Annotated in this window: 23 protein-coding genes and 1 pseudogene; 7 read left to right on the forward strand and 17 right to left on the reverse strand. The window is 69.5% G+C overall.

All coding sequences use genetic code 11. The annotated features are described in order from the left end of the window. Positions 1–193: 193 nt before the first annotated feature. The 5 genes from ACIBLA_RS36825 to ACIBLA_RS36845 form a co-directional block, all read right to left on the reverse strand. Complete coding sequence (locus ACIBLA_RS36825) at positions 194–634, reverse strand: hypothetical protein (protein ID WP_363245804.1); 441 nt, start codon at positions 632–634, stop codon at positions 194–196. 137 nt (positions 635–771) lie between these two features. Beyond that, positions 772–966 carry a ferredoxin gene (locus tag ACIBLA_RS36830; RefSeq protein WP_363245802.1) on the reverse strand — a complete coding sequence of 65 codons (195 nt, stop codon included), beginning with the start codon at positions 964–966 and terminating at the stop codon, positions 772–774. Between the two features lie 61 nt (positions 967–1,027). Beyond that, positions 1,028–2,227, reverse strand: a complete 1,200-nt coding sequence (locus tag ACIBLA_RS36835) for a cytochrome P450 (RefSeq protein ID WP_399201081.1) — start codon at positions 2,225–2,227, stop codon at positions 1,028–1,030. A gap of 65 nt (positions 2,228–2,292) precedes the next feature. Beyond that, entirely contained in the window at positions 2,293–3,543 is a 1,251-nt protein-coding gene (locus ACIBLA_RS36840; protein ID WP_399201082.1) for an NAD(P)/FAD-dependent oxidoreductase, read from the reverse strand. A 181-nt stretch (positions 3,544–3,724) separates the two neighbouring features. Then, entirely contained in the window at positions 3,725–4,372 is a 648-nt protein-coding gene (locus tag ACIBLA_RS36845; RefSeq protein WP_399201083.1) for a TetR/AcrR family transcriptional regulator, read from the reverse strand. Between the two features lie 280 nt (positions 4,373–4,652). On the opposite strand from ACIBLA_RS36845, the gene ACIBLA_RS36850 reads away from it, so the two are divergent. After that, a complete protein-coding gene (locus ACIBLA_RS36850) occupies positions 4,653–4,850 on the forward strand; it encodes a hypothetical protein (protein WP_363245797.1) in 198 nt (65 codons plus the stop codon). A 76-nt stretch (positions 4,851–4,926) separates the two neighbouring features. Here the strand turns inward: ACIBLA_RS36850 and ACIBLA_RS36855 are convergent, their stop codons facing one another. Together ACIBLA_RS36855 and ACIBLA_RS36860 are read right to left on the reverse strand one after the other, a co-directional pair. Next, the gene (locus ACIBLA_RS36855; protein WP_363245796.1) at positions 4,927–6,174 is read right to left on the reverse strand and encodes an SLC13 family permease; all 1,248 of its coding nucleotides are present in this window, start codon (positions 6,172–6,174) and stop codon (positions 4,927–4,929) included. A gap of 314 nt (positions 6,175–6,488) precedes the next feature. Further along, positions 6,489–7,241: an IclR family transcriptional regulator gene (locus tag ACIBLA_RS36860; RefSeq protein ID WP_399201084.1), complete on the reverse strand. Its 753-nt coding sequence runs from the start codon at positions 7,239–7,241 to the stop codon at positions 6,489–6,491. Between the two features lie 97 nt (positions 7,242–7,338). Here ACIBLA_RS36860 and ACIBLA_RS36865 point away from each other — a divergent pair, with 97 nt between their 5' ends. The 3 genes from ACIBLA_RS36865 to ACIBLA_RS36875 all read left to right on the forward strand — a co-directional run bounded on the left by ACIBLA_RS36865 (position 7,339) and on the right by ACIBLA_RS36875 (position 11,753). Continuing rightward, positions 7,339–8,505, forward strand: a complete 1,167-nt coding sequence (locus tag ACIBLA_RS36865; protein WP_399201085.1) for a pyridoxal-phosphate-dependent aminotransferase family protein — start codon at positions 7,339–7,341, stop codon at positions 8,503–8,505. A gap of 22 nt (positions 8,506–8,527) precedes the next feature. Then, positions 8,528–11,512, forward strand: coding sequence for an FAD-binding and (Fe-S)-binding domain-containing protein (locus tag ACIBLA_RS36870; protein ID WP_399201086.1), 2,985 nt, complete (start codon positions 8,528–8,530; stop codon positions 11,510–11,512). Between the two features lie 118 nt (positions 11,513–11,630). Then, the gene (locus ACIBLA_RS36875) at positions 11,631–11,753 is read left to right on the forward strand and encodes a hypothetical protein (RefSeq protein WP_363245792.1); all 123 of its coding nucleotides are present in this window, start codon (positions 11,631–11,633) and stop codon (positions 11,751–11,753) included. Between the two features lie 74 nt (positions 11,754–11,827). On the opposite strand, the gene ACIBLA_RS36880 is transcribed toward ACIBLA_RS36875, so the two are convergent. The 4 genes and pseudogenes from ACIBLA_RS36880 to htpX form a co-directional block, all read right to left on the reverse strand. Beyond that, entirely contained in the window at positions 11,828–13,855 is a 2,028-nt protein-coding gene (locus ACIBLA_RS36880; RefSeq protein WP_399201087.1) for an NAD-binding lipoprotein, read from the reverse strand. A 129-nt stretch (positions 13,856–13,984) separates the two neighbouring features. Continuing rightward, a pseudogene (locus tag ACIBLA_RS36885) lies at positions 13,985–14,131 on the reverse strand (AraC family transcriptional regulator); the annotation flags it as partial. A 25-nt stretch (positions 14,132–14,156) separates the two neighbouring features. Next, positions 14,157–14,741 carry a hypothetical protein gene (locus ACIBLA_RS36890; RefSeq protein WP_363245790.1) on the reverse strand — a complete coding sequence of 195 codons (585 nt, stop codon included), beginning with the start codon at positions 14,739–14,741 and terminating at the stop codon, positions 14,157–14,159. Between the two features lie 56 nt (positions 14,742–14,797). Further along, positions 14,798–15,703, reverse strand: coding sequence for a zinc metalloprotease HtpX (gene htpX, locus ACIBLA_RS36895; RefSeq protein ID WP_363245789.1), 906 nt, complete (start codon positions 15,701–15,703; stop codon positions 14,798–14,800). A gap of 171 nt (positions 15,704–15,874) precedes the next feature. Between htpX and ACIBLA_RS36900 the strand changes: the two genes are divergently transcribed. Further along, positions 15,875–16,417 carry an FABP family protein gene (locus ACIBLA_RS36900; RefSeq protein WP_399201088.1) on the forward strand — a complete coding sequence of 181 codons (543 nt, stop codon included), beginning with the start codon at positions 15,875–15,877 and terminating at the stop codon, positions 16,415–16,417. Positions 16,418–16,442: 25 nt separating this feature from the next. Here the strand turns inward: ACIBLA_RS36900 and ACIBLA_RS36905 are convergent, their stop codons facing one another. Beyond that, the gene (locus tag ACIBLA_RS36905) at positions 16,443–17,294 is read right to left on the reverse strand and encodes a DUF3592 domain-containing protein (RefSeq protein WP_399201089.1); all 852 of its coding nucleotides are present in this window, start codon (positions 17,292–17,294) and stop codon (positions 16,443–16,445) included. A gap of 286 nt (positions 17,295–17,580) precedes the next feature. Here ACIBLA_RS36905 and ACIBLA_RS36910 point away from each other — a divergent pair, with 286 nt between their 5' ends. After that, positions 17,581–18,684: an LLM class flavin-dependent oxidoreductase gene (locus ACIBLA_RS36910; protein ID WP_399201093.1), complete on the forward strand. Its 1,104-nt coding sequence runs from the start codon at positions 17,581–17,583 to the stop codon at positions 18,682–18,684. Between the two features lie 14 nt (positions 18,685–18,698). Beyond that, positions 18,699–19,316, forward strand: coding sequence for a CE1759 family FMN reductase (locus ACIBLA_RS36915; protein ID WP_363245786.1), 618 nt, complete (start codon positions 18,699–18,701; stop codon positions 19,314–19,316). Between the two features lie 69 nt (positions 19,317–19,385). Here ACIBLA_RS36915 and ACIBLA_RS36920 read toward each other — a convergent pair whose 3' ends face one another. From ACIBLA_RS36920 to ACIBLA_RS36940, 5 genes are all read right to left on the reverse strand, one after another. Then, entirely contained in the window at positions 19,386–20,264 is an 879-nt protein-coding gene (locus tag ACIBLA_RS36920; protein ID WP_399201090.1) for a geranyl diphosphate 2-C-methyltransferase, read from the reverse strand. Positions 20,265–20,279: 15 nt separating this feature from the next. Then, on the reverse strand, positions 20,280–21,500 hold the full coding sequence (locus ACIBLA_RS36925) for a family 2 encapsulin nanocompartment cargo protein terpene cyclase (protein ID WP_399201091.1): 1,221 nt from the start codon (positions 21,498–21,500) through the stop codon (positions 20,280–20,282). A 32-nt stretch (positions 21,501–21,532) separates the two neighbouring features. Continuing rightward, entirely contained in the window at positions 21,533–22,945 is a 1,413-nt protein-coding gene (locus ACIBLA_RS36930) for a family 2B encapsulin nanocompartment shell protein (protein ID WP_363245784.1), read from the reverse strand. A 279-nt stretch (positions 22,946–23,224) separates the two neighbouring features. Further along, complete coding sequence (locus ACIBLA_RS36935) at positions 23,225–23,995, reverse strand: GNAT family N-acetyltransferase (RefSeq protein ID WP_363245783.1); 771 nt, start codon at positions 23,993–23,995, stop codon at positions 23,225–23,227. A gap of 125 nt (positions 23,996–24,120) precedes the next feature. After that, positions 24,121–25,092: a threo-3-hydroxy-L-aspartate ammonia-lyase gene (locus ACIBLA_RS36940; RefSeq protein WP_399201092.1), complete on the reverse strand. Its 972-nt coding sequence runs from the start codon at positions 25,090–25,092 to the stop codon at positions 24,121–24,123. Positions 25,093–25,214 lie beyond the last annotated feature (122 nt).

The following is a 25,214-nucleotide window of genomic DNA, read 5'->3' on the forward strand; positions in this document are numbered from 1 at the left end:
GGGCCGCGACCAGGTCAGCGCGGCGAGGGAAGCACCCAACGGCCCGTCGGCAGCGGGGGCGTTGCGGTCGCGGTGCGCGCCGGGGAGCTGGGCGGGGGGGGGGGGGGGGGGGGGGGGGGGGGGGGGGGGGGGCGCGCGCCCGGGGGGCGGGGGGGGGCCCCCCCCCCCCCCGGCGCCGTCGGACCGTATGTGACTACCGCGCCGCCCTGGGGCGGTCGGTCAGCAGGGACCAGATCACGAAGACGCCCAGCGCGATGACGACCACCGCCCAGACGGGCTGGTAGGGCAGCCACATGAAGTTCAAGACGATGCTGATGGCGGCCACGCCCACGCCGATCAGCCGTGCCCAGGGCGCGCGGGCGATGATGCCCAGCCCGGTGAGGGCCAGGACCGCGCCCGCCGCCACATGGATCCAGCCCCATGTGGTCAGGCTGAACTGGTAGGTGTAGGCACCGTTGAGCGTGTACACGTTGTCGCGCGCGATGCTCACGACGCCGTTCAGAACGGCCAGCACACCGTCCACGAACAGCAGGACCCCGGCGAACATCGCCCCGCCGGTCGCCCACGCCGTACCGCCCTGGCCTTTGCCTCGCGGTGTGTGATGTGCCCCCGAAGGGGTCGCGGTCTGTGCCATGAGAGCCTCCTCGGCCCAGTACGTGGCCCGCTCTCCGAACCACTCGGGCATGCGGCCGACGATCCGCCGCCCACGCCCCCACGACCAGCCGGACTAGGCCATTCGAGTGAAGGCCGACCGGCCGTGACCACCGATCGTCATTCCTGGATGTGGATGGCGAGGGCCGGACACACGGACGCGGCGTGACGGGTGTCGTCGGCCTGCTCGGCCGGGGGCTCGGCGGTGAGGAGTACGGCGATGCCGTCCTCGTCGCGCTGGTCGAACACGTCAGCGGCGGCGACCACGCACTGTCCGGACGCGACGCACTTGTCCTGGTCGAGGGTGATCTTCATGAAGGCTCCTTGGGTGAGGGGTTGGTCGTGGTGGGCATCGGCCCGGTCCCGGTCCGCCCGGTCACCAGGTGATGGGGAGTTCGTAGACCCCGTAGACGTTTCCGTCGTGCTTGAACGGGAGTTGGTCGATGTCGGCCGCGAGCCTCAGAGTGGGGACACGCCGGTAGAGGGTGCTGTAGACGACCTGGAGTTCCAGCCGGGCCAGTGGCTGGCCCAGGCACTGGTGGACGCCGAAGCCGAACGCCACGTGGTGCCGGGCGTCGCGCTCGATGTCGAGGCGGTCGGGTTCCGGGAAGGCGTCGGGGTCGCGGTTGCCGATGTCGTTGGCGATGATCAACCCGTCGCCGGCGCGGACGCGTTCACCGGCGATGTCGATGTCTTCGAGCGCGACCCTGCGGCGGCCGTTGTGGACGATGTTGAGATAGCGCAGCAGTTCCTCGACGGCCGAAGCGACCAGCTTGGGGTCCTCGGAGTCGCGCAGCAGTGCCAGCTGGGCGGGGTGTTCGAGCAGCGCGAGCGTACCGAGCGCGATCATGTTCGCGGTGGTCTCGTGTCCGGCGATCAGCAGCAGCACGCCCATCTGGGCCGCTTCGTTGCGGGTCAGCTCCCCCGCGTTCACCCGTCCGGCCAGGCCGGACAGCAGGTCGTCGGCGGGGGCGGCGATCTTCCTGCCCATGAGGTCGTCCAGATAGCCGACCAACGCGCGCTGCGCGCCGAGCCGTTGCTCGGGATCGGCGTCCCGCTTGACGATGATCTTGCTGTTGTCCTGGAAAAAGTCGTGGTCGCCGTAGGGGACTCCGAGCAGTTCGCAGATCACCAGCGAGGGCACCGGCAGCGCGAACGCGTCGACCAGGTCGACCGGTTTCGGACCGGCCAGCATCACGTCGAGCAGGTCGTCGACGATGCGCTGGACGGCCGGTCGCAGCGCTTCCACCCGCTTGACGGCGAAGGGGGCCGTCACCATGCGCCGGAGCCGGGCGTGCTCGGGATCGTCCATGAGGACGAAGCTGGCGGACCCGCCGCCGGGGGGAAGCGGGACCTGGAGCGGGTAGCCGGGCCGGTTGATGTCGGCGCTGACGCGGGGGTCGGCGAGCAGGGCGCGCTGTTCGGCGTACCGGGTCACCAGCCAGGGGGTGCTGTCGTCCCACAGCCGGACCCTGGTGAGCGGGGCCTCCTTCTGCTGGGCGACGGCGGTCGGGGGCGGGTCGAAGGGGCAGCCGGCCGCCCGGCTCATCGGGAACCGCAGGACAGTGCTGGTCATTTCTCTGCTCCAGGGGGGTGGGTGAGGGCGGTGTGGTCGTGGGGGTACGGGAGGGGGCGCGCCGGTCAGAGCGAGGCGGGGGTCCGAACCCGTCCGCCGGCGAGCGCGTCGGCGACGTCCTGGCGGCGCTGTCGGGTCTGCTTGGGCATGTTCCAGCCGACAACGCCGGTGACCCGGCCTTCTCGGCGGTACCGCGCGACGAATCGTCCGGTCGCCGGGTCACCGCCCACGACGGCCATCTCGGCGTCGGCACCGGCGGGAACGACGCCGTGCACCTGGATCTTCGTGTCGAACTGGTCGGTCCAGAAGTACGGCACGGGTGTGTACGCCCGGTCGGCGCCGAGGATGTTGGCGGCGACGGCCATGGCCTGTTCGCCGGCGTTGGTCCGGTTCTCCAGCCGTAGCAGCTCACCGAGTTGGTCATGGTGCCAGCGCGCCACGTCTCCGACGGCGTACACGCCCTGACCCGCCCGGCAACGGGAGTCACAGACAAGGCCGTTGTCGACCCGCAGGCCGCTGTCCCGGAGCCAGCCGGTCACCGGATCGCCGCCGATGGCCACGACGACGAGGTCGGCGGGCAGCACCTCGCCGTTGTCGAGGCTTACGCCGGTGACGGCGCCCGCGCTGCCGACCAGTGCGCGTACGCCGGAGCCCGGCCGCAGGCCGGTCCCGCGCGCGGTGTGCAGGTCGGCAAGCAACTCGGCGACAGCGTGGCCGAGTTGGTTGGCCATCGGGGCGGGCTGGGGTCCCACGACGGTGACGTCACATCCCATGGTGCGCGCGGTGGCGGCGATCTCCGCGCCGAGCACGCCGTCTCCGACGACCACGAGCCGTGCGGAGCCGAGGAGCGCGGCGCGGAGCGCGAGCGCGTCGCCTAAGGTGCGCAGTACGTGGACCCCGGCCAGACCGGTCTGTCCGGGAAGGGTCCTGGGGCGCGTACCGGTGGCCACGACGACCGCTTCGGCGCGCAGGGTACGTCCGGACGCGGTGCGCACCGTGCGGGTCGTCGCGTCGAGCCCGACCGCCGGGTCGCCGAGGATGAATTCGGCGCCCAGCGCCGACAGCGCGTCCGGCGGGCGCAGTTGGGCGCGCTCGGGCGGCCAGCCGCCGGCCAGCACCTGCTTCGAGAGCGGTGGCCGGTCGTACGGCGGGTCTGTCTCCGCACCGAGCACCGTGACCGTGCCCCGGTAGCCGTGGCGCCGTAATGCCTCCACCGTGGTCAGCCCGGCGGCTGACGCACCGACGACCAGCACGTCGGCGGGCTCGTGGAGTGTGCGAGGTGTGGTGTCCGGTGTCCGGTCCACCGTGGCGTTCATCGTCGGATCTCCTCCGGCTGCGGTTCGGCAAGGAACGTGGGGGGTCGCAGGGTTGACCCTCGACAGCGGCCATGGGCCGGCCGTCCAGGGCATGCGGGGGCTGAGGGTCGGGGCGAACTGGGGTGAGACCCTCGGAGTTGAGGGGTGATCAGAAGTGGGAGCCGATCGGGGTGGTTGACGGTCAGGGCTGTGTGACGGGGGCCAGCCACAGCCCGACCATCGCGTCGATGAGGCCCGTCCCCGCGTCGTGCCAGCTCGACCGTGGGGTGGCGGCGCCGAGGGCGAGCGCCCGCTCCCGCTCGGCGCAGATGTGTGTCATCAGCTGACGGGCCATGTCACCGCGGTCGGCCCGTACTTCGGCCGGCAGATCGGCGAGGCACACATCGAGACCTTCGATGATCTGGTGCAGCGAGGACGCGGACAGCGATTCCTGGACCATGATCTCGCGCAGGGCCGGATCGGTCATCGACTGTGCGGCGAATCTGGCGTACCACGTGGGGCTGCCCAGCGCGTCGAGATGGTTGGTGATCGGGCGTACGAGACAGGTGACCCAGTCCCGTACATTGGGAGTGCCGCTGATCTCGGTCACCATCCGCTGCCGGCCCCGTTCGACCGGTTCGGCGTGCTTGCGTGCGATGGCCCGTACGAGATCCGTCTTCGTACCGAAGTGGTAGCCGACGGCGGCGTTGTTGCCCTGCCCTGCCGCTTCGCTGACCTGTCGGTTGGAGACCGCGAACACACCGTGCTCGGCGAACAGCCGTTCCGCCGTGGCGAGAATCAACTCCCGCGTCGCGTCGGCCCGTTCCCCTCGGCCGGTCTTCGCTCTCACGGTCGTGAGCGTACCGGCACTTCGCGCGGGGCCACCCATCGCACATCCTCGTGGTCGGCTTCGAGTACGCGATCAGTTAACAGCTCTCATCCAACTAAAGCAAGCGACTGACTTAATATCGCCCTACCGGTCGCCGCACACGCCTCCGCACGCCTATATACCTATGTAATTACCGCCGTCCTGCATCGGAGTGGTCTCCCCAACCATTCGGTTATCAAGGGGCGTCCAGCGTCTATGGGTGCAGAGTCGACAGTCCCCATAGATAGAAAGAGAAGACCCCATGCGCATCCGCACAGCAGTCGCCGCCACCGCCATCGCCGCTCTCACCGTCCTGGGCGGCGCGGGCGCCGCCGCTGCCGCCGGTCCGGGGCCGGCCGGCGGGCACGACCGCGGCAACTCCATCGTGAACAGCGAGTTCGTCTCCACGTGGATCAAGGACAGCTTCAACACCGTCGTCATCTTCGGCGACAACATCTAAACCCCGTCGTACGCAGTCGTCGGCCCCCCGCGGTGATCCGCGGGGGGCCGGCGGCCGTTTCGGAGCCGACGACCGGTCAGAGCGAGCCTGGGACCACGAACAGAAGCCAGGTGACCAGGGGGCCGACGACGGCGATCCCCAGGCCCCAGGTCATGAGTCGGCGGAAGACCAGGTCGCGCTGGTCGGCCGGGGTGTTCGCGGTCACCAGCGCGCCGCTGGTGGAGAAGGGCGACGCGTCCACGATCGACGCGGATATGGCCAGGGCGGTGATGAGCCCCACGGCTCCCACCTGGCCGGTGAGCAGGAACGGGACCGCCAGCGGGATCAGCGCCCCGAGCATCCCGGTGGTCGAGGCGAAGGCCGACACCACGGCGCCGATCAGGCAGATCAGCAGGGCCCCCAGGAGCGGGGCGTCGATGCTCGCGACCCGCTCGCCGAGCCAGGCGATGGTTCCCATGCGCTCCATCTGGCTGACATAGGTGACGATGCCGCAGACCAGCAGCACGGTGGACCACGCGCACCGATCCACCGCGCCCTTGGCCGAGTTCGGCGCGACCAGGGTCAGGACGACGGCGATGGTCAGCGCCATCAGGCCCACATCGAGATCGAAGAAGAGGGCGCCACCGACCAGGCTGAGCAGTCCGAGGAGGGTCAGCGCACGCGGAAGGTCGAGGCGCGGAGACTCGTCCGTCGCACTCCCACCGGTCGTAGATATTTGCCCGAGCAACTTTCGCCCGCCGAAGAGCAGAAAGATGATGACGCACAGGCCGACGTTGAAGAGGAACGACGCGGTGAACAGCATCGCGGGGTTGCCGGGCAGGTCGTTGCGTTCGACCACGTTGTTGGTGATGCTGCCGAAGACCCCGATCGGCGAAAAGCCGCCCGCGCTGGCCCCGTTGGCGATGAACAGCCCCATGAGCACGGGGCTGATGCCGTACGTCGCGGCGAAACCGAGACCGATGGGCGCGACGATCCCGACTGCGGCGGGCGTGACCGCGCCGACCGCCGTGAGAACGGCGGTGACCAGGAACATGACCCAGGGGATGAGGGCGATCCTGCCGCGCACCGCCTTGACGGCCGCTTTGACGAGCCAGTCGACGGTGCCGTTGCTCTTGGCGATTCCGAACAGCAGGGTCACGCCGACCAGCACGACGAACAGATCGCCGGGGAAGCCGGAGAAGATGTCGTCGCTGGACTCGTTCGCCACCGTGGAGCCGACGATGAACGCCGCGACGATCGCGAGCACGCCCAGATGGACGGCGGAGAAGGTCGCGATAGCAAAGATGATTACCAGGGCGATGATGGAGATGACTTGATCTGACACGAGGGCTCCCTTGCCGTCGGCCGAAGGTCATGTCGCGGTGCACCGGGGCACGTTGGCGCCTTGGTGCGTCGGCGCATGACGAGCGGTGCGCGCGGCACCGGAGATGCCGGGATGTGAGACGGCGCGCGAACGTTCGCCCAAAGTTCCGGAGAAGCCCCCAGGGATGGGCAAATCATTCCGCCTGACGGAAGTCGACTTCCGCAGTCGGGAGTATTGAAGAGCTTTTCCGCCGACGTCAAGGGGGCCTGCAACATTCCTTCGGATCGGACGCGACGGGGCCCGTCCGATCCGATCGGGCGGTGGGCCCCGCCCGTTCACCCTTGGCGTGTGTGCCCCAGGGCCGCGCTGACCTGCCGCGCCGTCTCACTCACGAGTGCTCCGTGCGCGGCGGACGACTCCGGGGTCATCCGGCTCGTCGGCATGTTGACGCTGATGCTGGCGATCGGCGTACCCGCCTCGCCCAGGACCGGGGCCGCGACGGCGGAGACGTCGTCGCGCCACTCACCGCTGTTGGTGGCGTACCCGCGCTCCCGGATGCGCGCCAGTTCGGCGAGCAACGCGTCCCGGTCGGTGACGGTGGCGGCGGTGAACCCCTCCAGTCCGGCGGCCAGTTGGCGCTCGATCACCTCGGGGGCACTCGCCGAGAGCACGGCCTTGCCGTTCGCGGAGGCGTGGATGGGCAGATGCGTGCCCAGCGCCAGGATGATCCGTACCGCCTTCGAGGTCTCCAGGCGCTCGATCAGCACCACCTTGTCCACGTCGGGCACCGTCAGATGGACCGTCTCGTCGGTGCGTCTGCGCAGCTCCTCCATGAGCGGCACAGCCACGTCGCGCAGGCTCAGCTCCCCGGTGGCACGCCGTCCGACCTGCAGTGCCTTGGTGGTCAGGACCCAGCGGGTGACCTCACCGCCGGCCGGGCGGATCCACCCGGCGGTGTCCAGGGTGCGCAGCGCCCGCTGCGCCGAGCTCTTGGGCAGTTCGAGGGCGCGGGCCAGGTCGGCGACGCCCACCGGCTGCCGTGCGGCGACCTCTTCCAGAACCCGAAGTGCGTTGAGAACGCTCTGCATCCGTTGACTCCCGAGTGGTTGGCTCCTATGCTCCGCCGTGCCATCTTACGACACACCGTGCCACATTGCGGCACACCTGACAAGGGAGTTGGCCACCGTGACCACTCGCACCGGGCGGCACTTCTTGCAGATCCCCGGCCCCACCAACGTCCCCGACCAGGTGCTCCGCGCCATGTCGGCCCCGACGATGGACCACCGGGGCCCCGAATTCGCCGCGTTCACCACGAACCTGCTCGCCCGACTCGGACCGGTCTTCGGCACCTCGGGACCCGTCGTGGTCTTCCCCGGCTCCGGCACGGGGGCCTGGGAGGCCGCCCTCGTCAACACCCTCAGCACCGGCGACCGCGTACTGCACGTGGAGACCGGCCATTTCGCCACCCTCTGGCAGCGCATGGCCACCGAACTCGGCCTCTACGTCGACTTCGTACCGGGCGACTGGCGGCACGGCGCCGACCCGGAGACCGTCGCCGAACGCCTCGCGGCCGACACCGCCCATACGATCAAGGCCGTCTGCGTCGTCCACAACGAGACATCGACCGGCGTGACCAGCCGGATCGCCGAGATCAGGCAGGCGATGGACGCGACGCGGCACCCCGCGCTGCTCCTCGTCGACACGATCTCCTCGCTCGGCTCGATCGACTACCGGCATGACGAATGGGGCGTCGACGTCACGGTGGCCGGCTCCCAGAAGGGCCTGATGCTCCCACCGGGCCTGAGCTTCAACGCGGTCAGCGAGAAGGCACTCACCGCTTCCCGCACGTCGGGGCTGCGCACGTCGTACTGGGACTGGCAGCCGGTCATCGAGGCGAACCGGCGCGGCTTCTTCCCGTACACCCCCGCCACCAATCTGCTCTACGGGCTCGACGAGGCCCTGCGAATGCTCGCGGCGGAGGGCCTGCCCGAGGTCTTCGCCCGGCACGACCGGCACGCGGCGGCCACCCGGGCAGCCGTGCGCGGCTGGGGACTTGAGGTGCTCTGCGCCGACGACCGCGAACACTCGTCCGCGCTCACCGCGGTGCTCGTACCCGACGACGTGGACGCCGACAAGGTGCGCGAAGTCATCCTCGACCGGTTCGACATGTCCCTGGGCGCCGGGCTCGGCAAGCTCGCCGGACGCATCTTCCGGATCGGACACCTCGGGCACTTCAACGACCTGACGCTCGCGGGCACGCTCGCCGGGGTGCAGATGGGTCTTCAACTGTCGGGCGTACGCGTCGATCCGAGCGGTCTCAACGCGGCGCTGGACGTCCTGAGCACGGGCTGAACACCGAGGAGGCCAGACCGGCATGACCATCACCAGGGGCGAGCGCCCCGCCCACGAGAGCCCGGAGCACCAGGAGTTGGCCCGCACGCTCCAGCGGGAGCTGGCGAGGGATCTCGACGGGGAGGTCCAATTCGACGACTACACACGGCAGTTGTTCGCGCGGGACGCGAGCATGTACGCGATCACCCCGCTCGGGGTGGTCTTCCCGCGCAACGCCGACGACGTGGCGGCGGCCGTAGCCGCCGCCGCTGCCCACCAGGTGTCCGTGGTGCCGCGCGGCGCCGGGACGAGCCTGGCCGGCCAGACCGTCGGTCCGGGCCTGGTGCTGGACATGTCCCGGCATCTGAACCGCATCGTGGAGCTGGACCCCGGCAGCGGTACGGCGCTGGTCGAGGCCGGAGTCGTACAGGACCAGCTCAACCGGGCCGCGAGCCCCTGGGGGCTGATGTTCGGCCCGGACACCTCGACCAGCAACAGGGCCACCATCGGCGGGATGATCGGCAACAACTCGGCCGGCAGCGGATCCCTGCGCCACGGTATGACGATCGACCATGTCCGGGAACTCGACGTGGTGCTCTCGGACGCGAGCCGGGTCCGCCTGGACCGGGTCGACGAGGCCGAACGTGCGCGGCGGGCAACCCGGCCCACGCTGGAGGGCGCTCTCTACCGGGAGCTGCCCGAGATCGTACGGGCCAACGCGGCGGCCATCGCCGAGGGCTTCCCGGCGCACTGGCGCCGCGCCTGCGGTTACCGGCTGGACCGGCTGGCGCGCGAGGAAGCCAGCTTCGACCTGGCCACATTCGTGGTCGGTTCAGAGGGGACGCTGGCCGTCGCGACCAGCGCGCTGGTCGATCTGGTGCCCAAGCCGAGCCGTACGGTGATCGCCGTCGGCCACTTCACCTCCGTGGCCGGAGCGATCGCCGCGACGCAGGACGCGCTGGCCTGCGACCCGGCCGCCGTGGAGCTGATGGACCGGACGATCCTCGACCTGTCCCGCCGCAAGATCGAGTACGCGGCACTGGGCGACCTCCTGAACGGAGATCCCGAGGCCCTGCTCTTCGTCTCCTTCAGCGGAGACGACGAGGCCGAGCTGCTGGGGCAGTTGAAGCGGCTCACCGCGCTGTGGGCGAAGAACGGGCACGGATATCACACCCTGCGAGCGGTCACCCCGGCCCAGCAGTCCTCGCTGCTGAAGGTCCGCAAGGCCGGGCTCGGTCTGCTGATGGCGGCCAGCGAGGGCACCAAGCGCCCGCTGGCCTTCGTCGAGGACACCGCCGTCGACCCCGTCCATCTCGGTGACTACACCCGCAGCTTCAAGGAAGTCCTCGACCGGCACGGCATGACGGCCGGTTTCTACGGCCACTGCTCGGTCGGCTGTCTGCACATCCGGCCGTTTGTCGACCTCGCCGACCCGGCGGAGGTGGTCAAGATGCGCAGTGTCGCCGAGGAGATCAAGGATCTCGTCGCGGAGTACGGCGGCGTCAACTCCAGCGAGCACGGCGACGGTCTGGCGCGCAGCGAGTTCAACCGGGAGATCTTCGGCGACGTGCTGTACGAGGCGATGCGTGAGGTCAAGAAGCTCTTCGACCCCGACGACGTACTCAATCCGGGCAAGATCGTGGACGCGCAGCCGATGACGGAGAACCTGCGGGACGCGGCGCTCAAACCCGTCGAGCCCCTGCGCACCCGGCTCTCCTTCGAAGTCATCGGCGCGGGAACGGGCCACGGACTCGCTGACGGCGGCGGTGGCGCCATGCGCGCGGCGGCGGACCGGTGCATGAACATCGGCCTGTGCCGCAAGTCGGGCAGCGGCGCCATGTGTCCCTCGTACATGGCCACCCGCAAGGAGGAGGACTCCACCCGCGGCCGGGCCGCCGCCCTGGTCAAGGCCCTGTCCGAGCCGGACCCGCGCACCGCGCTCGGGGACGAGCGGCTGCACGAGGTCCTCGACCTGTGTCTGATGTGCAAGGCGTGCAAGAGCGAATGCCCCCTCGGTGTCGACATAGCGACCCTCAAGAGCGAAGCGCTCTCGCACCACCACGACCTCCACGGAGTGCCGCTGCGCTCCCGTCTGTTCGGTTCGATCCGGTTCCTGAACCGCGTGGGCTCGGCGACCGCCCCGCTGTCCAATCTGCCGGGCAAGATCCCCCTGGTGCGCCGGCTGATGGAGCGCACGGTGGGCATCACCGCGGCGCGACCGCTGCCGGTCTTCGAACGCCAGAACCTGCAGCGCTGGTTCCGGCGCCGTAAAGCGACCACGCACCCGGTCACCCAGGGCACCGTCACGTATCTCGCCGACTCCTTCACCACCTTCACCGAGCCGGGCATCGGGCGCGCGGCCGTCGAACTGCTGGAGCGGGCGGGGTGGGACGTACGGCTGGAGAGCGGTGTCTGCTGCGGCAGGTCGAGTCTGTCCAAGGGCCTGGTGGACGACGCGAAGGACAAGGCCCGCCATCTGGCGGACACCCTGAGCAAGTCGACCGAAGCGGGCTCGCCGGTCGTGGGCTGCGAGCCCTCGTGCCTGATGACACTGCGCGACGAGCACCGGGCCCTGCTGCCGGACGATCCGGCGGTCAAGGACATCGCCGGGAGGGTGCGCCAGGTCGAGGAGTTGCTGGTCGAAGCCATCGACGACGGGCGGCTGCGACCGCGCGAGGACTCCTGGCCGGCCGGGCGCACGCTGATGTACCACGGCCACTGTCACCAGAAGGCGGAGGTGGGCACAGCCGCGACGGTCGCGCTGCTCAACCGTATTCCGGGCGTGACGGTGGTCGAACTGGACGCGGGCTGCTGCGGGATGGCGGGATCGTTCGGCTTCGAGTCGGAACACTACGACGTGTCGATGACGGTGGGTGAGGACCGGCTCTTCCCCGCGATCACGGCCGAACCGCCGGACACGGTGGTGGTCGCGACGGGGGTGTCCTGCCGGCAGCAGATATTCCACGGCACGGAGCGCGACGCCTGGCATCCCGTCCAACTGCTGCGGGAGGCGGTGACATTCGACTGACCTCTGCGGCGCGGCGCCCACGATTTCCGGAAGGTCGCATTCAGCACCGGGCGGGCGAATCGCCCCATATCCTCAAGGTCGGCCTCCGGGGGGGAGGCCGACCGTCGAGGAGGGGAACATGTCGAAGATTTCGAGACGTTCGCTGCTGGGGTACTCGGGAACTGCCGCTGCGGGCGCCGAGGCACGCGGCTGGTCTCCGATCACGTTCTACGGCACTCCGCCGCCGGCCCCGCTGAACTGACGGTCCGCACGGCGACGGCCTGGCCCGGACCCTGATGCGGTCCGGACAGGCCTGTCGTCGATTGCCCACCGGTGTCAGGGTCCGTGTTCCTCCACCTCCTGTCTGGGGGCACCGGCCGGGTGGGCCGGTGCGGTTCCTTCGGTGGTGACGACGACCACCTGGTCCTCGGTGCTCCACTCGCGCCGTTCGGCCTTGTGCGGGTTGAGCCGGACCCCGTGGTCGGGTGCCGTCGTACGCCGGTCGTGGCAGCGGTAGCCGATGGCGCACTCGCCTCGGTCGCGAGCGGCGGCCACGACCGTGGCGAAGGTGGCCTCACTGCCGGGACGGACGTACGTCCCAACGGGACGCAGGCAGATCATGCTTCCGTCGGCCGAGAACAACTCGTCGAACACGGCCGCCAGATGCCGGTTCTGCGCGATCTGTGCCATGAGCAGCCCGGTCAGCTCTCCGCTGACGATGACGTCGGAGCCGGGGTTGACCGGTGCCAGTGGCCGGTTGCGGTCGTCGGTGAGTTCGCTGACCACGCGTAACTCCCGTCCTCCGGTGCGTTCTTCGAGCAGCCGCAGGGCCAGCAGCGTGACCAGTGTCCAGTCGTCGGGGAGGTCCGGGCCGTCGCGCGGGTCGGGGCCGAGGACGACCAGCCCGTCGTACGGCGCGAGGTCCAGCCCGAGCAGGGTCTCGGGCCGCGACAGGGCGGCGGACCGGAACCGTACGGCCAGCCGGGCGCCGTCCGTCGTCTCCCCCGACTGATCGGGATCCCGATCCGCCTCCGGCTCCCGTGGTCCAGGTACGGCCCGGTCCGTCACCACGTCCAGAACGGAACCCGGTCTGGCCGTACGCCGTAACTGCGCCACGACCAGCGGCGCCCGCCGATTCCAGCCCAGCATCAGCAGGCGCGCCGGCTCCTCCGGCGGAGGCCGGTCCGTGGCGATCACCGACGGGTCGACGAGGTGCCGGCAGTCCCCTGATCGTGCCGTGCCTTCGTCACGGGTGAGGACGATCAGCCGACTGCCCGGCGCGACGACGGTGTCGGCGGGCGGGTTCAGCCGCGTATGTCCCTGAGGGGTGAGCAGCCCGATCACGCAGGAGTCGGCGTGGCCCAGCAGGGCCGCGCCGAAGGGACCTCCGTGGAAGGCGGTCGCGTCGGTGACATGGAACTCGTCACCGGCGAAGTCGAGCAGGTCACGCAGGACGAGGGAGAGGCCGGGGCGGCCGACGCACTGCGCGATGAGCCGGGCCGTGACGGTGTCGGTCTCCAGGACCGTGCCGCGCGAGCCGGCCGCCAGCCGGGCCGGTGCGCGGTAGTGGTCGTCCCGCACCGCCGCCAGCACCGGCGGTCCGCCCGGCCCCTCACCGATGACCGCCCGCAGCGCGAGCAGGGTCCGCAGGATCTCGGCGTCGGCGCCCGGTCCCGCCGACGGCAGCACCAGTACGGTGCTCGCCGTCCGCGGGCTGACCAGGGCGAGTACGGCCGGGTCGCTCGCGGGACCGCTGCGGCAGATGACCCGCGCGCGTGCGACCGGACCGACCCGAGCGGCCAGTGCCCGCTCCATCTCGCTCTTGTCCCGGTCGGCAAGCAGGACGACGGCCCGCGGCCGGTGCCGGGCTCGCCCGGCCCGCGACGCCGGGGTGCCCCGGTCGGCCTGCGCGGCCACCAACTCCCCAACCACCGTGGTCACTTGGTCCGACCAGCCGAGCACGACGACATGGTCCTGCTCCAGGACCGTGGACCGCCCCCGGCTCAACTCCGCCATGCGCTCGGCCAGACTGTTGGTGATCACCCCGACCAGCGTCGACACGCACAGCAGAGCGACCAGCCCGAGCAGGGCGGACAGCACCATCCGCAGCGGTGTACCGGTCATCGCGCCCAGGCGCAGCGTCTCCGCGCTCGTGCGCCAGGCCGCCGTCAGCCGGCCCGACAGCGATCTCGGCGAGCCGGGGTCCGTCCACGCCAGCAGCACGCTGACCGGGAGGACGACGGCCAGGCAGGTGATCACCAGCCAGCCCATCATGGTGCCCGTGCTGCGGGCCAACGTGCGGTCGAACCAGTAGCGCGCCCGGTCCCGCGACGAGACCGGCCGCCGCCCCTTTGCCCGTGCCACTCCCGACCCCCTCTCCCCATGCCCTGTGCTGCGGGTAGGCGCTGGTCGGCCCCGCCATCGCACAGTGCCTGCCCACGGCATCGGAACACGCCGTAATCGGGAGCCGGTTCACCCGATCGGGCAGGCGCCCGCCGCGACCTCCCTGCCGAGGGCGGGGAGGGCGCGGTTGTCCGCCGGGTTCATGCGCAGGATCTCGCACACCGCCCGCAACTGAGGAGTGGTCGGGGTGGGCATGTGCAGAGGCTGCTGCGGCGAGACGCGCAACTGGTCGAGCACACCGAGCACACCGAGTAAGACCAGGTCAGAGCCCCGGCGCGCCCCAGACCGGGAACCAGCGGGCGAGGTCGGGCTCGATCCGCAGGTCGTCACCGAGGATCGCTCTGACCTGTAGCTCCCGCTGGTTGTCGCGCTTCTCGGCGGTGCCGGGCAGCGGCGCGAAGGGGTAGAAGCTGCCGCGCTTGTAGAGGTAGACGAGGGCGAGGGGTCGCTGCTCCAGGTCCCGGAAACTGATCAGTGAGCAGAGCAGTTGCGGTCCGAAGCCGCCGTCCTGGAGCAGTGTGTTGACCGCGTGCAGATCGTTGACCAGCGTGGCCGTGTCGCTGGACGCCTGGCGGGCGAGGAGCCAGGTGTAGCCGTACGAGTCCTGGCTGAACTCCACGGGGTGGCTGTCCTGGCCGGTGTCCGCGTCGAGCAGTTCCTGTACGTCCTGCCTGATCCGGGCGAAGCCCCCGCCCTCGACTCCGGCGAAGCAGACCGAGCCGAGGCCGGTGGGTGTGTAACCGGCCCCGGCCTGGAGGGTGAGCGCGGCGGAGGGGAGGGCGAACAGCTGGTCGAGATCGGGTCGGACCGGTTTACTCCGGCCGAGGATGGTGTCGAGAAGGCCCACAGGACCAGCTCCTCACGGTGCGGGTGGGTGAGGGACGGACGACGGACGGACCCGGTTCACGGACGGGCCAGATCGGCGGAGAGCCGGGCGAGCTGGTCGAGCCGCTGTTCCAGGGTCGGGTGGGAGGAGAACAGCCGCCCCAGGCTCTCGCGGGAGGAGAAGGCCGGCACGAAGAAGAAGGCGTTGTACGGCTCCGCCTTCCGCAGGTCCCTCGTCGGGATTCGTGCCATCTGGCTGTCCACCTTGGTCAGCGCCGAGGCGAGTGCCGAGGGTCGGCCGGTGAGCAGTGCGGCCGTGCGGTCCGCGGACAGCTCGCGATAGCGGGAGAGCAGCCGCGTGAGCAGGAAGCCGATCGCGTAGACAACGGCGCTGACCAGCGGGATCACCAGGATCGCGATACCGGCGGGACCGGCGTTGCTGGCGCTCCTCGACAGTCCGCTGTAGAGCGCCATGCGGGTCAGCAGGCCCGACAGCACACCCAGGAACGACGCGATGGTCATCACGGCGACATCGCGGTGCGCGACGTGCGACATCTCATGGGCGAGGACGCCCTCCAGCTCCTCCGGTTCCAGTCTGCGGAGCAGGCCTGTGGTGGCGCAGACCAGTGCGCTGCGTTCGCTACGACCGGTGGCGAAGGCGTTCGGTATGTCGCTGTCGGCGATCGCCACCTTGGGTTTGGGCATGTCGGCCAGTGCGCAGATACGGTCCACGACACCGTGCAGCTCGGGTGCCTGTTCCGGGGTGACCTCGCGCGCGCCCATGCCGAAGGCCGCGATCTTGTCACTGAACCAGAACTGGGCGACGAAAAGCACCCCCACGAGAATCAGGATGACCGGCCAGAACTTGCCCAGCACGGCCAGCAGCACACCGACGAGGACCACGTACAGCAGACCGATCAGGAACATGGTGGTCACCATGCGCGTGGTCAGGCCGCGGTCCTTGGTGTACCGGTTTCGTGTCATCACTCGCCTCCGTCAGATCTCTACACGTGCCATTTTCCTCCACATCTCGGCAAAACGGCGTAAATAGAATGTATGGACGGTATGGGCCGGACGCCCGGCCCTACGGGAAGGGGCCGGGCACTCTAGGCTGCGACCGACCCTGCACCGGCCTCAATCCCAGGAGCGCGAACCGTGTTCGACCTCGCACCAGAGCACCCGTATCCCGACGGCCACCGACCGGACGAGGCGCCCGCACCGCACCCGCTGCTCGCACCCGTACTCGGTCTCCTGGGCACGTGGCACGGCCGGGGACACGGCGGATACCCCACACTGTCCGGCGACTTCAGGTACGCGCAGGAGATCACCTTCAGCCATGACGGCCGTCCCTTCCTGCGCTACGAGACGCGGGCCTGGCTGCTGGACGCCGACGACGTACCGCTGCGCCCGTCGGCGCGGGAGAGCGGCTGGTGGCGGCTTCAGCCCGACGGGCGGGTGGAGGCGCTGATCACCCAGCCCACCGGTATCGCGGAGATCGCGGTGGGCCACGCGGCCGGGGACATCGTCGACCTCGCCACCACCGAGGTGGCCCGCACCCCCACGGCCAAGGAGGTCGACGCCACCCGCCGGCGCTACACCCTGACCGACGACGGCGCGCTCACGTTCGTCCACGACCTCGCGGCGGTGGGTCAGCCACTGCAACACCACCTCTCGGCCGAGCTACAACGCGGCAGGTAGCGACCACCACATAGCGGGCCGGGCGTCACAGCAGGAGCGCGCCCGCGACGGTTCCGGCCGCGCCGAGCAGCAGGCACAGGACGATGAAGGCGATGTCCAGGACGGTGGAACGGCGGGTGGCGGTGAGGTCCAGGGTGAAGGCATCGAGATTGTCGGGCGGGTAGTGGACGGTGACTTCCGCGCCGTACGTGGTTTTCGGGTCCTTCGGCTCGGCGCGGAGACGGGCGGCGACGGCCGTTCCCTCGCTAGTGGTGAAGGTGATGAACGCGGTGTGGCTGGTCCAGACGGACTCGCCGTCGTCGTGGACGGACGTGAGGACGGCCGCGACGCGGCCCGGCGCCGCGATGATCGGCCGGGCCGCTTCTCGGCGCGTCAGACGGAGGTCGTGGCGCAGGACGAACGACATGACGACGGCCAGCGGCACACCCACACCGAGCAGCACCCACGGGTAGCCGCGGAGTATCGCGGTGTCGGCGACCAGGCCGCAGTAGAGCAGAAACACCGCGAAGTGGGGCCAGCCCAGGCCGTGTTGGCCGTCCTGGACGTCGTAGGTGATCTCGAAACGCTCGGGGTGGCCGGGCGGGTGGATCACGGCGATCTCGCGGCCCACCCAGACCGCATCCAGCTGGATCCCGGCCTCGCTCACGTACGGCAGGACGTGCTCCTGCCCGGTGACGGGGTCGGGGAAGGCGACCACCACGGGTATCCCGAGAATGCCCGGACCACCGTGCTCAGGGATCCGCACCTCCGCTATCCGCCCCGGCACCCGAACCGCCCGCTGTGCCCGGGTGACCCCGGCGAGCGACCGCCCGTATCCGATCAGCGCCAGTACGCCGCACCCCACGCACCACAGCACCAGCACTCCGTGCCAGTCCATGTCCGCCCCCCTGCCGTCGCCCGCCGCGGAACCCGCGTGCACAGGACGGAACTCCCTGCTGAGGTCGGTGGCTCGTACCACCGGTTCCCCTGCGGGTGTTCCCGGAGGTCATCATGCCGCAGCGGACCGGGGGGCCGGCAGGGCTCCGCACGCCTGCCGGCCCCCGGCCCGCGCTGCCGGATTCAACGCGACCCCCGAAGGGTAGAAATGGGGTGTTTTGCGAATCCCTCCGAGGCGGTGACTGCGGTACCTCGCGCGAGGCAGGGAGGTGTCAGTGATGACCGGGATGCAGTTCGGCATATTCACCGTGGGTGACGTGACCCCCGATCCGACGACAGGCAGTGCTCCTACCGAGGCGGAGCGTATCCGGGCCACGGTGACCGCGGCCCGTAAGGCGGAGGAGGTCGGCCTCGACGTCTTCGCCACGGGTGAGCACCACAATCCCCCCTTCGTGCCCTCCTCCCCCACCACTCTGCTCGGTTATATCGCCGGGCAGACAGAGCGGATCATCCTGTCGACGTCGACCACGCTGATCACCACGAACGACCCTGTCAAGATCGCCGAGGACTTCAGCGTCCTCCAGCACGTGTCCGGCGGCCGTACCGACGTGATGCTGGGACGCGGGAACACCGGACCGGTCTATCCGTGGTTCGGCCAGGACATCCGTCAGGCCATCCCCCTGACGGTCGAGCACTACGACCTGTTGCGCAGGCTGTGGCGCGAGGAGGTGGTCGACTGGGAGGGGAAGCTCCGCTCGCCGCTCCAGGGCTTCACCCTCGCTCCCCGTCCGCTGGACGGCATCCCGCCCTTCGTGTGGCACGGCTCCATCCGCACTCCCGAGGTCGCGGAGCTGGCCGCGTACTACGGGGACGGGTTCTTCGCCAATCACATCTTCTGGCCCGCGTCACACACCCGGAAGATGGTGGAGATGTACCGGCAGCGCTTCGCGCACTACGGGCACGGCACACCACAGTCCGCCCTCGTCGGCCTGGGCGGACAGGTGTTCATGCGTCCCAACAGCCAGGACGCGGTACGGGAGTTCCGGCCGTACTTCGACAACGCGCCCGTGTACGGGCACGGGCCGTCCCTGGAGGAATTCAGCTCGCTCACCCCCTTGACCGTCGGCTCCCCGCAGCAGGTGATCGACAAGACGCTGAGCTTCCGGGAGTACGCGGGCGACTACCAGCGCCAGTTGTTCCTCGTCGACCACGCGGGGCTGCCGCTCAAGACGGTGCTGGAGCAGCTGGACCTCCTGGGGGAAGAGGTGGTGCCGGTACTCCGCAAGGAATTCGCCGTCGGCAGGTCCGCCGAGGCGCCGGACGCCCCCACACACCAGTCGCTCCTGCGGGAGCGCGACGCGAACGACGGAGTTGGAGGTCCGACGACGTGACGGACGTGACGGACGTGACGACGAGAATCACGATCATCACCGGCGGACTGCGCGAACCGTCCTCGACGCGCATGCTCGCGGGCCGTCTGGAGGCGGCCGTACGTACGCAACTCACCGCCGCCGGCGGCACGGTGGAGTCCTCGTTCGTCGAACTGCGTCCCCTGGGACACGCGATCATCGACGCGATGCTCAGCGGATTCCCGACGGCGCAGCTGGAGAAGGCGTTCAGCACGGTCGCGGACGCCGACGGGGTCATCGCGGTCACCCCCGCGTTCAACGCTTCCTTCAGCGGTCTGTTCAAGTCCTTCTTCGACGTGCTCCCCGAGGAGACGCTGTCGGACATGCCCATCCTCATGGGAGCCACCGGCGGCACCGAGCGGCACTCACTCGTCCTCGAACACGCACTGCGACCGATGTTCTCCTACCTGCACGCCATCGTGTCGTCGAGGGGCGTGTACGCCGCCACCGACGACTTCGGCTCCCAGAGCGGGGAAGTCCTGCGCGACCGCATCACAGCCGCCGCGGCCGACTACGCCCGCCTGGTCCAGGGCTGCGGCCCCCACCGCCGACGCGACACGTTCGGCGAGGGCGCCGCAGCCATGGAACAACTCCTTGGTCGCGACCGGTCCTGATGGGCGGCCGGCGCCGGGTGAATGGTCCGGGCCCGTCGGGTGACGGGCCCGGACCTTATCGGTGGGCGGTCAGACGCGGTCCGCCGCGATCAGGAGGTACTGGAAGGAGCCGTCCTTGTACGAGTTGATGAACGCCTCCTCGATACCGGTGACCAGTGAACTCGTCGCCCGCAGCTCCCAGTAGGGCAGAGTCTCGGCGGTCAGGTCGATGATCGCCTGCGGTACGAGACGGTTGCCGGCCATGGCCTTCAGATACTCCCGGCGGGAGTGGATGTTGCACTCGAAGTGCGCGTTGATCTGGGAGACCCACTTCGAAGGCTGGCCGTAACGCGGGTTCCAGCAGCCGGTGATGGTCACATAGCGGCCTCCGACCTCAAGGACCCGGGAGTGCTCGGCGAAGAGGTCGTCCAGGTCGACGTACATGCTCGACTCGTTGTTCCACGAGCCTGCGGCCTGTCCCGTTTCGAAGGGCATGTCCAGCATGTTGCACACGCGCGCCTGGACGTGGTCGTCGATACCGAGTTCGCGGGCACGCCGGTTGCCGAAGTCGGCCTGCTTGGCCGACAGCGTGACTCCCTCGACCTTGCAGCCGAAGCGCTGGTGGGCCATGACCATCGAACCGCCCCGGCCGCAGCCGGCGTCCACGAGCGTGTCGTCGCGCCCGATGGAGCCGAGCTGGTCCAGGAGGACTTCGGCCTGGGCGGACTCCAGCCGGTGGAGCTCGGCGATCAGCCTCTTCTCGTACCCGCTGTCCTCGGCGTCCCCGAGGGCGGCGTGATCGATGTCACCGATGCCGTAGTGGTGGTGGTAAAGCCCGTCGACGTCGCCGAGACGCAGATTCACGGGCCTGGCCTCGCCGTCCCAGTACCGGGCGATATCACCTTGGTAGGGCGACGCCGGAGCGGGGATGTAGACGGACGAGCCGGTGGAGAGCTGGGTGCTGGTCACAGTGAAGTGGGCTCCTTACCAGAAATCGGGCAGGCTGTATCGGTAGGTGTTGGTCTGGTGCCAGTAGTGATTGCCGTCGACCCATACGGCGACCCCCCGCAGGAAACGCAGCAGGCTCGGGACAGGGCAGGCGGCAGCGAGGGCGGCGGCGGCCGTTTCGAACTCGTGCATGAGGTCGTTGTGGACCTCGACCGCCTTCAGATAGCCGTCCCGGTCGGAGACGCCCTCACGTTCGGCGATCACCACCGGCAGGTTCAGATGTAGGCCTGGGCTCTTGAGTTCCTTGGTGTACGAATAAAGGTCGTTGACGATGGTGGTCGCGTTGCCGGCCAGCGCGATCACCCGCTGCATCGCGGCCTGCGCGTGCAGGTCGGCGGGCAGTTCGTAGCCACCGACGGTGTCGGTGATCGTGGGGCAGGGGCGGAAGTTGTTGAACTGGCGCATCGCCAGGTACTCCCACACCTCGGGCACGTGATCCGTCTCGGCCCAGGCGGCCTCGGCGAGGTAGCCCAGATGCAGACGGGCCATGTCGTGGCGGAACCGGTCGGTCTGCGAGTCGGTCGCCTGCCGGGAGAAGTACTCCATGGCGGAGTGGTAGGCACGCCGGGGTCCGTCCGACTTCAGTGACTCCGCCCACTGCGGCTGGTACTCCTTCGTCGTGTGCACCGGGTCGAGAGCGGTGTGTGCGAGCAGGAGGCGGCTGCCGAGTCCGACGGGTGAGCCGCCGTGATCCTCGCAGTAGCAGTCGTCGACCGCGTTCTCGGCGACCATCAGCCGGGTGGCGATCATCAAGTGATCGACCGTGGGAGCGTCCGGATGGCAGGCGACCATGTAACGGCCGACGGAGAAGCCGTCGAACTGGTCCTCCCACTCGGGCGGGAACGCCTGGACCTCGTCCACCGCCCATTCCTTGATCCTTCGGCCGATCTCTTCCACCCGTACCGGGTCGGGCGGCGGAACGGGGTGGTGGTAGAGGCCGGGGATCGGTTTTCCCTCCACCGGTGTCTCCGGCTCCGGCGCATCCGAATGCTCCGAATGCTCCGGAGGCTTCGGAGCGGCGACGAGAACTTCAGGTGCCGGTACGGCCGGAGGTTCCGCGCGTCGTCCCAGGTGCAGGCTCGCCGTGCCCAGACCGTTGGGGCCGCCCAGGATCCGTCCCAGGTCGGGGCTCGGTTGCCTCACCTCCGCGGCGGCGGACAGACTCGACTGCAGAGGGGAAGGCCCGGCATCGGGCATCCGTAACTCCTTGGTGAGGTGGGTGGCACCGCCTAGCCGCGAGTGCGGGCGATCTGCACGTTCTCCAGGATGCCGAGGGCGTCGGGCACCAGGACGGCGGCGGAGTAATAGGTGCTGACCAGGTACGACATGATCGCCTGCTCGCTGATGCCCATGAAGCGCACCGACAGGCCCGGTTCGTACTCGTCGGGCAGGCCGGTCTGGCGCAGACCGATGACGCCCTGGTTCTCCTCGCCGGTGCGCATGGCGATGATGGAGCTGGTGTTCTCCTTGGTGACGGGGATCTTGCCGCAGGGCAGGATCGGGACCCCGCGCCAGGCCGGGACCTGCTGGCCGCCGAGGTCGACATGGTTCGGGTAGAGCCCACGACGGTTCAGCTCGCGCCCGATCGCCGCGATCGTCCTGGGGTGGGCGAGGAAGACCTTGGTGCCGCGGCGACGGCTCAGCAGCTCGTCCAGGTCGTCCGGGGTGGGCGGGCCGGAGTGCGGCTGGATGCGCTGCTTGAAGTCGGCGTTGTGGAGCAGCCCGAACTCCCGGTTGTTGACCAGCTCGTACTCCTGGCGCTCACGCAACGCCTCGATGGTGAGCCTGAGTTGCTCCTCGGTCTGGTTCATCGGACCGTTGTAGAGGTCGGCGACCCTGGTGTGGATGCGCAGAACGGTCTGCGCGACGGAGAGTTCGTACTCGCGCGGCTTCAGTTCGTAGTCCACGAACGCGCCTGGCAGCCTTGCCTCGCCGACGTGACCGGCGGACATCGCGATCTCGGCCTCGCCGTGCTTGTTCTGCCGCTGGTGGGGAAGTGAGCTGATCCGCTGGATATGCGTCTGGAGGGCCGGCGCCGAGGACACCACGGCGGCGAAGTCGGAGCGGGACAAGGTGAGCAGCGTGCCGTTGGTCTCGGCGGTGGCGGTGTAGTCCCACGTCGCGTCGCCGTCCAGGAGCGCGTCGTCCCCGAACCGGTCGCCGTCGGCGAGGACGGCGACGGCGACCTCGTCGCCGTACTTGCCGACGGAGGTCTGGTTGATACGGCCGTGTGCGATGAGGTGGATCTGCTCCGCGGGCGTCCCGCGCTCGACCAGCGTCTCACCGGCGCGGAAGTCGCGCTGGACGCACCGGTCGGCGATCGCGGTGAGCACGGCGACATCGTCGAAGCCCTGGAGCAGGGCCAGTTCGCCCAGCTCGCGGGGGATCACCCGGACGTTGGCACCCTCCTGTACGAACTCCACGCGCCCGTCGCCGACGGTGTAGGTCAGTCGGCGGTTCACCCGGTAGTTGCCGCCCTTGGTCTCGACCCAGGGAAGCGTCCGCAGCAGCCAGCGGGAGGTGATCTCCTGCATCTGCGGGGCGGACTTGGTGGTGGTGGCCAGGTTGCGGGCAGCCGCGGTGCCCAGGCTGGACTGCGGTGGCGACTCCGGCTGTGCTACCTGGCTGGCATCAACGGTCATCGGGCTGGTTCTCCTTTGCGACGGCGGTGATCGGCGTACACGCGCCAACCGATGAAAGGGAAAAGAAGAAGGTGAAGCGCGGGCGATCCGTCCAGATCCAGGGGAACGCTAACGGCCTGTGCGCCCAACTCGCCCGTAGAGTCCGCCGAGTTACCTCGATACGGCGATCTTGTACCCCATGAGGTTTATATTGCTGGCAGACGGTGTTCGAGCGTTCGACCGCTGGGGGCGGTACGGGTCGGCCCACCGCACCGCCCTCCGAACCGACGAACGCGGGGGTCAGCCCTTCAGGCTGTAGAAGTGCATCGGTGAGTTCGGCCGGAAGCCGATACGCGGGTACACGGGCGCCCCGGCGGCGGTCGCGTGCAGAGTGGCGCGGGTCAGTCCGGTGGCCCGGCCGCCCTCGTACAGCGCCTTTCGTGTCACCGCCTCGCCGTAGCCTCGGCGCTCCCACTTCGGGTCCGTGGCGACGAGCACGACGAACAGACGGCCCGCCGCCTCCACCGCCCCGGCACAGGTCACCGGCACGCCGTCCCGCATGCCCAGATACGCGTACACCTCGTTCTTCCACAGCGTGGAGCCGGCGAGTCCGTCGCGGCCGTCCTCCACGGAGAATCCGTACGCACGGGAGTTGAGGTCCGCGTAGGCGAGCAGCTGTTCGTCGGTGGTCACACGCACAAACGTCAGGTCGGGGTGGACCGGCTCGGGGACGGGGAGGATGTCTCCGGCCATGCCGGTGCCGGGGAAGGCGTGTTCGAGGAGGGCTTGCCCGGCCGCTGTCTCCAGCGCCGCGCGCGCCCCGTCGTCGAGAAGATCCTCGAAGACCCACAGGAAGCCCGGACGCTCCTTCGAGCGCATGATCTCCGCCGCCTGGCGCAGGCGTCGCTCCACCAGGTCCGCGTCCGCGCCGACATCGGTCAACGTGAGGCAGTTCCAGAACGGAAACCGGCAGTCCGCCCAGCGAACGGCGATGCCGGGAAGGTCTCGTACATCCGCGCCCGCGTCCCGGTCGAGCACCATCGCCCGCCAGACCGTGGCAAGTTGCTCCATCGATTCGACCGAGTCCGCAAGGTCCGCAAGATCCGCCACTGAAACCCCTCAGGTTGTCGCGTCCGCCGCGTGCGTCATGAGCTGTCAAGTGGAGAACGATGCCTGTACGTCATGGTTCCGCGAGGTCAGGAAGCCAGCAATGACGCGAAACGGTCGAGATCGACGTTGCCGCCGCTGATGATGACCCCGACCCGCTGCCCGCGCAGTCGGCCTGCCAGATCGCGGACGGCGGCGAGCCCGAGGCAACCGGTGGGTTCGACCACGATCTTCATGAAGGTGGCGAAGTCCCGCATGGCTTTGACGAGTTCGGCGTCACTGGCGGTGTGGAAGCCGGTGACGTCCCGGCGGATGACGTCGAATGTGTACGCGCCCAGGGCTTGCGTCTGCGCGCCGTCGGCGATGGTCTTCGGGGTGTCGATACGGACGACGGAGCCCTGCCGGACGGACCGCTCGCCCTTGGCGCCGGCTTCGGGTTCGACCCCGTACACCTCGCAGTTCGGCGACAGGGCCTTCGCCGACAGGGCCGAGCCGGACAGCAGGCCGCCACCGCCGAGGGGTACGAAGAGGGCGTCCAGGTCGCCGGCCTCTTCGAACAGTTCCTTGGCCGCGGTGCCCTGGCCCGCGATCACCTGCGGGTGATCGTAGGGCGGGATCAGCGTCAGACCACGTTCGGCGGCCAGCGCGCGGCCGATCTCCTCCCGGTCCTCCGTGTAGCGGTCGTACGCGACGACCTGCCCGCCGTACGCCTTGGTCGCGGCGACCTTCGCGGCGGGGGCGTCGTGCGGCATCACGATCGTGGCGGGGATGCCCAGCAGTTGGGCGGAGAGTGCGACCGCCTGGGCGTGGTTGCCGGACGAGTAGGCGACGACCCCGGCGCGCCGCTGCTCGGGAGTGAACCGCGACAGGGCGTTGAACGCGCCGCGGAACTTGAAGGCACCCATGCGCTGGAAGTTCTCGCACTTGAACACCACCTGGGTGCCAAGTCGCTCGTCGATGAGGCGCGAGCGCAGCACCGGGGTGCGATGGGCGTACGGCGCGATGCGCGCGGCGGCGCCCTGGACGTCGTCGTAGGTGGGCGACTGAGGCATCTGATGCATCCCTTTCCTGGGGTGGACCGGCTAGGGCCTAGATGAGTAAGTCCGATGTGCTGGTCAGTGGTCGTAGGCGGTCAGTGACCGGGTGATCGGTGTTCTGGTGCGGCGGTTGTGCCAGATGGCTG

It is taken from the genome of Streptomyces sp. NPDC050433 (assembly GCF_044458565.1).
Lineage (GTDB): Bacteria > Actinomycetota > Actinomycetes > Streptomycetales > Streptomycetaceae > Streptomyces.